Below are 12,045 nucleotides of genomic sequence, written 5' to 3'. Positions count from 1 at the left end.
ATCGTAATGAGTTGGAGAAAAAACGTCCCTGACATCACAATGCAACAAGTTCCCGCATCGTTTAATATAAATACCCACTCAAAATACAATTAATATAACTGGAAAGCTTATATGCGACTAAGTCATTGCCATAACTTTCACGACTTCCGTACCTTAGCTAGAAAACGTTTGCCTGGGCCTATTTTTAATTATATTGACGGAGGGGCTGACGATGAGGTCACATTAAGACGTAATTCTGAAGCATTCAATCAATGTGATTTAGTACCTCGGGTACTTACTGGCGTAAAAGATATTGATTTACGGGTAGAGGTAATGGGACAAACACTTGAGTTACCAATTTATTGTTCACCTACTGCATTGCAAAGACTTTTTCATCATCAAGGAGAACGAGCTGTCGCGGCATCAGCGGCGAAATTGGGCACTATGTTTGGTGTATCTTCCTTGGGAACTGTCAGTATGGAAGAAATCGCAAAACAATATGATACACCGCAAATTTATCAATTTTATTTTCATAAAGATCGTGGTTTGAATAGAGCCATGATGGAACGCGCCAAAGCGTCTAAAATTGAAGTCATGATGTTAACCGTAGATTCTATAACCGGCGGTAATCGTGAACGAGATCTGCGTACCGGCTTTTCAATTCCATTCAAATTAAACTTGTCAGGCCTTTGGCAATTTGCCACTAAACCTATGTGGGGAATCAACTACCTCACTCATGAAAAGTTTTCATTACCACAATTGGACGAGCACGTTGACATGGGAGGAGGCGCAAGCTCCATCGGTGATTACTTTACCAATATGCTCGACCCTTCTATGAACTGGGATGATGTTGCTGAAATGGTGAAGTTCTGGGATGGCCAGTTTTGCTTAAAAGGTATTATGAGCGTTGAGGATGCCCTTAAAGCAGTGGATATTGGTTGTACAGGTATTGTTATTTCCAATCACGGAGGCCGTCAGCTCGATGGCTCACGCAGTTCATTTGATCATTTAGCTGAAATTGTAGAAGCAGTCGGCGATAAAATTGATGTCATGTTCGACAGTGGTGTGCAAAGAGGTACCCATGTACTCAAAGCGTTATCTTTAGGTGCCAAAGCCGTGGGTGTTGGACGTTTGTACTTGTATGCCCTTGCCGCTGCGGGACAAGGTGGTGTAGAGCGAGCTCTGCAATTAATGAAAGCGGAAATTGAACGAGACATGCGATTAATGGGGTGCAGTTCAGTGGCTGAACTATCAAAGCACAACTTACGTTTTCGTTAATATTTCATTAAATAATTGGCAAACATTCACACTAATCGATTAAATCCAAATTGGATGTTATTTTTTAGTGTGAATCTTCTTATCTTTCGTACTTCGTCAGATTAACGATGAATTATAGGCCTTGTTTTAAGGCTTGAATCGTTGCTAATTAGGAACCATAGGTGTTGCCGATATAGGACGCATTTTTCAGAATTTATGACTAAAATGACTTTCCACCTCAATAGCAAAATTTTTTCATCCAAGTTAATTTCAATTCTTTGATCATTATTTCCAATGACAGCTCAATAACGGCGAGGCTTACCGACATATGTCGATTATTTGATACACTAAGATTGTTTAAAAATTGATCTAAAATATCGTTTTTGGTATTGCAATTGGTTTGTTTTTGCCTAAAATTTAAACAGTTGGGGCGTTGGAATGTTCCATCAATAAGTAGTGGTTTACCGTTTAAGATATAGGACGTCTTGTATTCCTTCCTGTTTTTATCTCGCAGTTGATAACGTGCAATAACGTAGCTGAAATGCACTTAAAAAGCGCTCAATTTTAGAGATCGATCATTCTCAAATTGCAAATTTCTGAAACGTTTTGTAGCTCATAAATAAGAATTAGATATTTAAAAATATCAGTTTGAATTGTGGCGTAAATGGCGTTCGGATTAATTGAGTGTTTTTGCCGATCATGTTTGCTTTGATGTATCGAAAAATGGTTGTCAGATAAGTCACTCCGATTAAAAGTAGGTTAATTGATAAATGGATGAGTCAATGTTTACGAGTGTACTGAAATGGCTGACTTTGCATCTGTAGCGGCAGTCGGAAGTAGTTTGGTTCGGTTTTTAACACACTGCTTTGATCAACAGCAACCTATCCCCGGTGGTTCGAGTACCACTGATACGACTGTTGTGCTCGCGAGAACTGAAGATTTAAATCTAGAAGATAACCCGCTTATCACACCACCTTGTCTCGCGCTGTTCTTATATCGAGTTGATTTCAATAGTACCAGTAGGGCTGCATATTCAGGAAAAGCAATGGCTAAAGGCAGAGCCTACTTGCCTCTTGAGTTTCACTTTTTGATGATTCCATGGGGAATTACAGCGGATCAAGAATATCGAATTATTGGCAGAACCATGCAGTGTTTAGAAGATAATCCTTTGCTAACTGGGCCCATGCTTGACCCCGTCACGAATTGGGCGCCCAACGATAGTATACAAATTAGTTTAGAGGATTTGTCTACCGAAGACTTAATGCGAATTTTTGATTCACTTCCTGTGGACTATAAACTATGTGTGCCATATATGGCCAAAATGCTAGTTATGCACGGCCGCCGACAAGAGCCGCTACGAGAAGTTGGACTTGCGACTCAAAAGCTCACCAGTGAAGTGGTGCAGCCATGACAATCGCATTATTTAATTCAGCAATTGCTGTCAATAAACGGCTGTTACTCGGTATTTTGCCGGTCGATGCGCTAACCCGCGATGATTTACCCTTTGCGGTGAATATCGATGTGGAGCAACCCTCAGATACTCAATTATTAAGGCATCCATCTGGACGATTTTCATTGGCCTACCGCGCTGATTTGAGCAGCGCAATTCAAATTCGAATTTTTGATGCATATCGTCGCTATGTGCCCCGCAGATTATCAATATCAGTGTTAACCCTGCAACAAATTTTGGGCATAGAGTCGGCGCAGCCAGAAGATTATTTGCAGTCACGGCAGCGACGACCGGTAATGTACCCTGGCGCTGGATATCCAATCAATGGTCGTACTACTGGTTTACGGGGCAAAGTCATGTTTAATGATTCGCCCCTGCGATGGAGTATTATTGAGTTGCGTTCGCCGTTAGATTCAAACACGGTTTTAGCGCGAGCTAGGGGAGATGATCGCGGAGAGTTTTTAATACTTATTCCGCCCAATGCGGTGCCTGATGAAAGCCTTAATCAAAGGGTTTCATTTGAATTAATGGTTTACGCCAGAGTTACCCCTATTGCGCAGCCGGCTGCCAACAACCTAGACCCTTATTGGGATTTGCCTATTGAAGTCGTCACCGATCCACAAGCAAGTGATCCTGTTAGTTCGGGAGAAGTCATTCCTACTGACTACGTGGCGTCACAAAGTTCAGTGTCTATATCTTTTCAATTGAGTCAGATGTTGTCTAGTCATGACGTCAGCGACATTGTTTTCAATCCACCTTAAAGAACGCCTACATGTTCATTTAAGCGAAATTCTAAATTGTATAAACGAATTAATCATCGGATTAGCCGATAGTAAAGGAGCACAAGAGCCATGCCAGAATATCTAGCCCCAGGCGTCTTTGTAGAGGAAGTTAGCTTTCGATCAAAATCAATCGAAGGTGTACCAACCAGCACCACAGGTTTTGCCGGAATGGCGAAATGGGGGCCGGTTTGTTATCGAGAGCAAGGGATACAAGGACCAACAAGTTGCGAACCAAGACTGATAACTAGCTTTACTGAATTTGAACGAGTCTATGGCGCGTTAGAAAACATTCAAATAGATGACGGCGGTACAATTGCGCCACGATTGCCTTATCTTGCCCACAGTGCCAGAGCATTTTTTGAGAACGGCGGGAAGCGTTTGTACGTTTCTCGTGTTTTTGCAGCAAATACAGGGGCCGATTCAAGCGATTTTGATACTGCAGCAGATGCTTGGGGGATTGGCCGCGCGGCTGTTCCTATTAGCGGCAATTCTGATGCGATTTTACAGGCCAGATGGCCAGGTGAAATGGGCAATATGTTTGTCAAAGTATTGGTTACCCGAAGTAAAAATATCGCCTATGAAAATGATGATTTAGGTTTAGTACAAGTGCGAGGTGTACAAAATGGGGCGGTCGTCGAGGTAACCGCTGAGGCAGATTTACCCGCGCCTGTGGGTAATCAACCGCTGGATATAGATACGCTAAGGGTAGTCAGTATTGATTCTGACGGTCAACAAACTTTTATTTCTGCTGCTGATGGTAGCACTACGGCACTTGTCGATACTGACGTAGTGCAACTGATCCAATTACGTATTCAAGTGACCATTGGAAGTCAGATTAGTGAGTATGCTGAGCTTGCCACTGACCCGGCGCAAAAACGATACTTAGGGCGAATTTTTGATATTACAAATCCTGAAGATCCCAATTGCCCATTTTGGTTTAATTGGGAGCCTACCGCTGGTAATGAGATTGCAGCGGCCCAATTAGCCGCTGATCTTCGCGGTCCTGATGGCGCTGATGATATTTACGGCTATCGATTCGAAGGTGGTAATGATGGCGTGATGGTCAGTCCTGACGATTTAACCGGAAGTGCAGCGGATCCTGATGATGCTAGTCTTAAGGCAACCGGTTTAGAAGCGTTAGCCGAAGTGGAAGATATTGCCATTGTTGCCTTGCCTGACTCTGGGGATATGGGCTCACCTTTATTGAGTCGGGTTGCCGCGCAAAGTTTAGTGTCTCACGCAGAACGAGAGCGTTATCGAATTGCAGTTGTTGATGGACCCATCAATAGTTCGTTAAACGAAATACGTGATTTTCGTGCGCAATTTGACAGTAAATCTGCCGCTTTATATTACCCGTGGATCAATATCTTTGATCCCAATGAACGTTTTTCACAAGGTACCCCCCCTAGACAGATTGCATTGCCTCCCTGCGGATTTATAACTGGCATTTATGCCCGCAATGATATTGAACGAGGAGTGCATAAAGCACCTGCTAATGAAGTGATTCGTGGTTTGACTCGGTTCGAGTTGAATATTAACAAACCCCGTAACGAAGTAATTAATCCTGAAGGCATCAACGCTTTACGTTATTTCGAAGGGCGTGGCTTTAGAGTGTGGGGCGCGCGCACCATGAGCTCTGACCCTGAGTGGAAGTACGTCAATGTACGTCGCTTATTTATCTTCATTGAAAACTCAATTGATCAAAGCAGTCAATGGGCTGTATTTGAGCCAAATAACCGGATTCTTTGGGACAACATTCGGCGCATGGTGGAAGATTTTCTGCTGGTTTTATGGCGCGATGGCGCGCTACTAGGAGCAAAACCAGAAGATGCATTTTTTGTTCGCTGTGACCGCACCACTATGACTCAAAACGATTTAGATAACGGTCGTTTGGTTTGTTTAATTGGGATTGCACCAGTAAAACCTGCGGAGTTTGTGATTTTCCGGATTGGACAATATACAGCTGATGCAAGCTAACTAATTTACAAGAGGACTATTGTTATGGCGACATTTAGAGAAGATCCCTACAGCGCCTTTAATTTTCTAGTATCACTCAATGATGGACAGGAATCCGAGTTAGTCGGTGGGTTTTCTGATGTCAGTGGTTTAGGGGTAGAGGTGAGTTATGCCGAGTACCGAAATGGTAATGAAAAAGTCAATACTGTGCGCAAAATTGCCAATACTTTCAAAGTGGATGACGTCACTTTAAAACGAGGCTTAATTGGTTCTACTTCCTTATGGGAATGGTTGAGTAATGTCAGCGCAGGAGCTCATGAACCGCGATTAGTGGTGATTACCCTATTGGATGAAGCAAGAGAAGCTGTAGCCAGTTGGGAGCTTCGCAAAGCTCAACCGAAAAAATGGACTGGACCCTCGTTGGCCGCTAAAGGGGGCGGAGAAGTGGCGATGGAAGAACTTAGCTTAGTCTGTGAAGGCTGTAAATACAGTTAATTGGTTGGTAATTTAGGAGCAATTCAATGGCGTTAGGCATGGTACTTGGTGCACCTAATATCATCTCCATAGCAGATCGAACTCAGCGTCAACTGGGTCAGGTAAAAATGGATGTGTGCGCTTTTGTGGGCGTTGCTCCTAAGGGGCCGTCAAGGCGTCATCAAATTACTTCTGATGAAGAACTCGATTTGCAAAAAATTGCCAATAATTGGTTAGTTAGAGATAGAACCGTCGCTGTAAAAGTGAGTAGTTGGGAGCAGTTCAGACGTCTTTATGGCGGCTTTGAATCCCCAGCAAGATTGGTTTACGCAGTTGCAAATTTCTTCGAACAAGGTGGTCAAGAGGCCTACATCTGCCGGATTGTCCATGAATATGCAGACAACATCGTGAATGCTGATGCAGTGGCATCTTGCCAAATTCATAACCTGAGCGCTGATGGTTTAGCCATAGGTTTAAGTGCAAAGAACGAAGGTATTTGGGGAAATCAACTCAAGGCCGCGGCAGGCATTTCTTTTACTCCTATTGAGTTTTTAAGGGACATCAGTGACACCACTTCAGTGTGTTTTGCGGCAACTCAGGGGTTGGAAAGTGGATGTTTATTACGCTTGCTTAATGATGATGCTCATCATCCTGAGGAGCAATTCTCAGAATATCGCTTTATCAACCAAATCAAATGGCAAGGCAATACCCTCGCTGCATCGGAATTTTGGAAACTGGATTTCAGTACTGCTCCGTTACCTAGTAAACCCACGAAAATTGAATGGGTAGAAGGTCAATTTAGTATTATTGATAGTGCAACAGGAATAACCGAAGAATTTATAAAACTAGCATTCAGCCCTAGTCATCCGCGTTTTCTAGGACGGGTTTTATTGACTGAGTCGAATTTAGTCGATCCGCAACTTGACTGGTTGTTAACTGAGCTTGTTCCAGTGACCTTGGATCCCTTTAGTCAAAACTTAGACTCGCTAAGCAGTGCGCAGCAACTAAGCGTCAATCCTTGTTTGTTTAGTGGTGGAGAAGATCGTTATCAGGATATAGATCACGCAGATTTCTTTGATACGAGTTGGGTGCCTGGCGATGAGCATTTTGGCAGCGGAGTACATTGTTTAGCGAACCTAGTTGATTGCTCACTATTGGCAGTACCAGATTTATATGCGCCTGAGTCTTTTGACAAGGTAGATCATAATCTTCAGCCTGAATTGTTGTCTGGCGCAGATTTCGCTCCTTGTTTTGAAGTGGAAACTGAGTTGCTGGAAGTTGACAAAGCGCTCCCTTCATTACCTAAATTACGCTTAGATCCGCAAGATCATCAAGACCGAGAACTCATAATAGCGCTGCAACAACAGCTCGTTTATTTCGCCAGTCAATTGAAAGAGTTTGTGGTGTTACTAGACGTACCACCAGAGCAGACACCGCAACAAATATTGCAGTGGCGGTCTAAGTTCAACAGTGAATATTGCGCCGCATATCATCCTTGGTTAAAAGTGAATCAATACAATCCCGATGGCCAAATTGGCGGCACACCTAAGATTATTAATCCTTCTGCGGTGGCAGCTGGCGTTATCGCGGCAAGTGAATTACAGCATGGATTGACCCATGGTCCTGCGAATCGACTAGCTAAATCGGTATTTTCTTTACAAATTAACGTCTCCGAAGATTTTCATAATCAGTTGCATCCAATAGGTATCAACGTCTTTGTGCAGCAGCGCGACGGCATTTGGCTAAGTGGCGCAAGAACCATTAGTCAGCAGCGCCAATGGAGGCAACTCAGTGTGGTCAGACTAATGGTGATGTTGAAAAGGGTGCTGTTACAACAGATGCAGTGGGTGGTATTCGAACCCAATACCCCAGCGTTATGGCTAGATGTGAAGTTCAAACTAGAGAGTTTTTTGAAACAACTGTTTATTGCCGGCGCCTTTCAGGGGGCAGCTCCTGAGCAGGCCTATTTTGTACGTTGTGATGAAACCTTAAATAACGCTCAAATTATCGATTCGGGGAGGTTAGTTGCGCATATTGGAGTTGCTCCAGCAGAGCCCTTGGAATACATCGTTTTACAGTTTAGCCGCGAAGCCGATGGGTCTTTGAAAATGGTGAGCAAATAATGGAAACACGATTTCTACTGTCAAATTTCAATTTTGAAATTAGCTTAATTAAAGCTGCAAATATTGAATCTGGGAGCAATCTTTCGCCAAGTGCAAATAGCAGCGGTAAAGATGTGTTGGGAGATGGAGGCTTCGCTGAATGCAGCGGTTTAGAAATACAAATGGACGTGCAACAGATTCAAGAAGGTGGACGAAATGATGGTGTAATCCAGCAAGTTGGTTACGCCAAATATCAAAATCTAGTGCTCAAAAGAGGCATGTTTTATAACAGCGATAACAAACTTGCCACAGATGTTTGGGAATGGATTCAATCGGTGGTGGGAGGAAGCCTACCGGTTACTCGGTATGACGGCATTATTAAGGTCTATGGTCATCGAAAAAACACGTCCAAAGATGCGCCAATTATTGCCACTTGGGCTTTTGACCGGGCATTGCCCACTAAAGTCAGTGGCCCCAGTCTCAATGCAAAAAGCGGTGATGTTGCATTAGAGGAACTGCACTTAGCCCATGAAGGTTTACGGATGTTAATTGACTAGTGTTTTAAGCATTGTGATAACAATATAAGGATTGTATTAGTGAGTAATTTAGTAAAAGCAACATTACAAAAGGTCTTGGCTGATGAAGCGGAAACCGAAGATGGTGAAGCTTTTCCTGTGCAATTTAATCCGTCCTCATTAAAAATACGCATTACCAATCAAATTGAAGGCGGTCGTTCAGCAGCCAAACAGGTGCGTCAACAAACGGGGAATAGCTCTCGTGTCCTTAGCATGGAACTTGTTTTTGATACTGCCGATGAAGGCAGTCAAAATGCGCCTGTTTCGGTGCGCCAAAAAACCAAACAGTTAGAACAATTTATATCCACACCGGAAAACAATCCTGATCCGCCTCCTAAACTTAAATTCAGCTGGGGAGACCTTACCGTCGTTGGTATTGCTGACAGTATTGATGTCAGTCTGGAGCACTTTGCAGCTAACGGGTATCCGTTAAGAGCAAAGGTTAATTTAAGTATAAAAGAGCAAGACCCGACAATCGTTTTTAAGCCTGCAAATCGCGGTACTGGCAATGCAAAAAGTCCAGGAGCGAAGCCTGCATTACCAGGAGCTGGAACTAATTTAGGCTTCTCTGCAGGTGTGAGTATGGGGGCGGGATTAGGTGTCTCTGCAGGCATAGGTATTAGCGCTGGTATAGGTGTTAGTGCCGGTATCGGCTTATCCGCTGGAGCAAAAGTGGGTTTAGCGTTAGAGGGGGAAATGGGCGCTGAGTTCGCTGCCAGAATGGGAGTAGACCCAGCCGCATGGCGAGGCTTGGATACTGGCTCAAATGGAGGGGGAAATCTTGCCGCCGGCAGTCAGGTTGCGTTTAATTCAGCCTCAGATAGTAGTCCTGGTATAGGTGTTAGTAGTGGTGTAAATGCCGATTCAGATGTTAACCAAAAAGCATCTTCGGCTTTAAATTTGTCCAATTCCTCAGAGTCAGATATTGCCGGCTCTATGGTTTCTGCAAATAACAAAGGCGATGCTGATTCTGCGGGCAAAGCAATGTCTAGTCTCGGTGGTATTGGTGCAACGATTAATGCCGTTAAATTTCAAAAGAATCAACAGCAAACCCAAATGAGTGTGTCTGCATTTGGTATCAATAGCGATTTGTTCAGTTCTGTTAGTTTGGCCGATCGAGATCTCGCCATTGCAACTGATAACAATGCGTCTATTACCCGTACCCCTCTGGTTCGAGCACACAATACAGGTGTTACAAAAGCATCAGATGAATCTGCTGTTCTCTCAGAAGTTATCGATCAAAGAGCGATCACCTATGGTCAAGGCATTCCATTAGAGCCTTTATTTGGCGTGTCGCAAACTCAAAGCCTTATGAAAGTGTACACAGACCGTGATAGTTCCATTGCTCGCAATACGCGAGATGTCCCTTTTAGTTCTAACGCCTCGACTCCGGCTTGGGTGGCTTTACCTCACAAAGATACTCAGCGACAAGCAATTGATTCTGGGTCAAAGGGGAGTTCAAGTTCGGGCCAATCGAGTGCATGTCTATGTAATGGAGTAATGAAATGACCGCCTATATTGAGCGCATTGTAACTGAAGTGGTTGTTCAACCTGAGCGTGAGCAAGGTAAACAAGAAACGGATATGCGCTATCTAGAACAACAAAAAATAGAAGCAGCGATTAAACGTCAATTTAGTAAATCACAACGAACTAAAGCAGAAGGTTTGGATGACTGACTCGCTATTTTTTAACGCCAAACCAGCATTTAACGTGGATGGTGAAGACATCAATGAACTGATTCGAGATGTGGTGTACATGAGTGTAAAAGAGGGGCTAGACGGACTCAAAACCCTTGAAGCAAGGTTTACCGCAATTGGACCAATGGCAGGGCAAAGAGCAGAGAGTTTGTTGTATTTAGATGGACGTTATTTGGATTTCGGCAAACAGGTGAAAGTAGCCATTGGTTCAGGTAGCCGGCAGCGATTGATTTTTAATGGCTATATCAGTGCGTTGGAAATCCATTTTGAAGAAGGACAAGAGCCAGAATTTAGTTTTTGCGCGGAAGATAGATTGATGGATTTGCGTATGACTCGTATCTCAAAAACCTACGAAGAAATGAGTGATCAACAAATTGTCGAGGAAATCGCCAACCAACATGGTTTACAAATTGAGGTGGATGCGGATGGACCTACTTATAACCAAATTCAGCAGTGCAATATGAGCGATCTTGCATTTTTGCGGGAGCGCGCCCGTTTACTGCAAGCAGAAGTATGGGTAGATGCTGAAACCTTACATTTTAAAACGCGAGATAAGCGCAGTGGCACTAGTTTGACGTTAATTCGAGGCACAGATTTGATGCAGGTACGGGTAAGTGCAGATTTAGCCCATCAAAAAACAAAAGTGCACGTTGCTGGATATGACGCTACACAAAAACAACCCATCGATGAGTGGGTAGATGAAGATGCCATTAGCAGCGAAATCGGAGCAGGGCGTTCAGGTGTCAGTATCTTGAAAAATGCCTTTGGTGAACGGATTAGCAAACGCGTAATGGAAGTGCCCTTGCAAGCTGAAGAGGCTTCAGTTTGGGCGATAGCTGAGATGCAACGCAGGGCGCGGCAATTTGTAACTGTCAATGCCATATCGGTAGGTGTTGCAGATTTAGTAGTCGGTAGCTCTATTACTTTAGAGCAAATTGGAACACCGTTTTCTGGAGATGGTTATTACGTGACTAAGCTGGAGCAATTATTCACCTTGGCGGAGGGGCATCAAACTCATTTTGAAGCTCAACGAGCATATATTAATTAGCGAGATGGATTTATTTATACAATTTTCAATTGAGGATACAACATGCATTTAAGGAGTGGCAGATGACAAATCAATATGCGCCTGATGGCGGCAGACAACGCTATTTCGGTGTTTATCCGGCGATAGTGGTAAATCTTGTTGATCCTCAAAATTTGGGAAGAGTGTTAGTCAGTTTTCCTTGGTTGAGTGATTCAAATGTTGAAGCTTGGAGTACGTTGACTACACCTTATGCGGATGATGATCAAGGTTTACAAATTATGCCTGAAGTAGATTCTCAAGTGGTCGTTGCGTTTGAGGCAGGTAATTTACGTCGACCATATATTATCGGTTCTTGTTGGAACGGTGCGGCTGTGCCACCGGAACAAGCTGAAGATGCAAACAACATTCGTACTTTAAAAACCCGCTCGGGAAGTGAACTTAAATTTGATGATAGTCAAGGAGCAGCCAAAATTACATTAAAAACCGCAGGTGGGCATGAACTGATATTGGATGAGGCATCGAGTGCCATAACGTTGACACATTCAGGAGGTCATAAAATCGAATTTTCAGCGTCTGGTGCCATCGAAATTACCGCTAATTCTACGGTTGAATTGAACGCTGCGGCGTTTAACGTGCACGCACCAGTGGCTAATTTTGACGGTATTATCAATTGTACAACGCTCATCGCCAGTGCCGCTGTAGTGTCACCTTCTTATACTCCTGGGGTAGGTAACTTATGGTAACTC

The 12,045-nt window shown here is 43.6% G+C and carries 11 protein-coding genes; all 11 read left to right on the top strand.

The window, feature by feature from the left end; genetic code table 11:
- Positions 1–111: 111 nt before the first annotated feature.
- The 11 genes from ABWV72_RS09885 to ABWV72_RS09835 all read left to right on the top strand — a co-directional run bounded on the left by ABWV72_RS09885 (position 112) and on the right by ABWV72_RS09835 (position 12,042).
- Complete coding sequence (locus tag ABWV72_RS09885) at positions 112–1,257, top strand: alpha-hydroxy acid oxidase (protein ID WP_353370307.1); 1,146 nt, start codon at positions 112–114, stop codon at positions 1,255–1,257.
- 781 nt (positions 1,258–2,038) lie between these two features.
- Entirely contained in the window at positions 2,039–2,647 is a 609-nt protein-coding gene (locus ABWV72_RS09880; RefSeq protein ID WP_353370305.1) for a Pvc16 family protein, read from the top strand.
- Positions 2,644–3,447, top strand: coding sequence for a hypothetical protein (locus ABWV72_RS09875; RefSeq protein WP_342807632.1), 804 nt, complete (start codon positions 2,644–2,646; stop codon positions 3,445–3,447). Before ABWV72_RS09880 ends, ABWV72_RS09875 begins: the two co-directional genes overlap by 4 nt.
- A gap of 90 nt (positions 3,448–3,537) precedes the next feature.
- The gene (locus ABWV72_RS09870; RefSeq protein ID WP_353370302.1) at positions 3,538–5,445 is read left to right on the top strand and encodes a phage tail sheath family protein; all 1,908 of its coding nucleotides are present in this window, start codon (positions 3,538–3,540) and stop codon (positions 5,443–5,445) included.
- A 24-nt stretch (positions 5,446–5,469) separates the two neighbouring features.
- Entirely contained in the window at positions 5,470–5,919 is a 450-nt protein-coding gene (locus ABWV72_RS09865; RefSeq protein WP_216046997.1) for a phage tail protein, read from the top strand.
- Between the two features lie 26 nt (positions 5,920–5,945).
- The gene (locus tag ABWV72_RS09860; protein ID WP_353370300.1) at positions 5,946–8,021 is read left to right on the top strand and encodes a phage tail sheath family protein; all 2,076 of its coding nucleotides are present in this window, start codon (positions 5,946–5,948) and stop codon (positions 8,019–8,021) included.
- Entirely contained in the window at positions 8,021–8,557 is a 537-nt protein-coding gene (locus ABWV72_RS09855) for a phage tail protein (RefSeq protein WP_303499735.1), read from the top strand. Before ABWV72_RS09860 ends, ABWV72_RS09855 begins: the two co-directional genes overlap by 1 nt.
- A gap of 39 nt (positions 8,558–8,596) precedes the next feature.
- The gene (locus ABWV72_RS09850) at positions 8,597–10,084 is read left to right on the top strand and encodes a CIS tube protein (protein WP_353370298.1); all 1,488 of its coding nucleotides are present in this window, start codon (positions 8,597–8,599) and stop codon (positions 10,082–10,084) included.
- Positions 10,081–10,251 (top strand): hypothetical protein, encoded by a 171-nt coding sequence (locus ABWV72_RS09845; RefSeq protein WP_216046993.1) that lies wholly within the window; start codon positions 10,081–10,083, stop codon positions 10,249–10,251. Before ABWV72_RS09850 ends, ABWV72_RS09845 begins: the two co-directional genes overlap by 4 nt.
- Positions 10,244–11,320 (top strand): phage late control D family protein, encoded by a 1,077-nt coding sequence (locus ABWV72_RS09840; RefSeq protein WP_353370296.1) that lies wholly within the window; start codon positions 10,244–10,246, stop codon positions 11,318–11,320. The genes ABWV72_RS09845 and ABWV72_RS09840 overlap by 8 nt, the downstream gene beginning before the upstream one ends.
- Before the next feature lie 62 nt (positions 11,321–11,382).
- On the top strand, positions 11,383–12,042 hold the full coding sequence (locus ABWV72_RS09835) for a phage baseplate assembly protein V (RefSeq protein WP_216046991.1): 660 nt from the start codon (positions 11,383–11,385) through the stop codon (positions 12,040–12,042).
- Positions 12,043–12,045: the final 3 nt, after the last annotated feature.

It is taken from the genome of Aliiglaciecola sp. NS0011-25 (assembly GCF_040370605.1).
Classification (GTDB): Bacteria; Pseudomonadota; Gammaproteobacteria; order Enterobacterales; family Alteromonadaceae; genus Aliiglaciecola; species Aliiglaciecola lipolytica_A.
The sequence above is the reverse complement of the archived record's forward strand: the minus strand, read 5'-3'. Positions and strand labels throughout refer to the sequence as shown.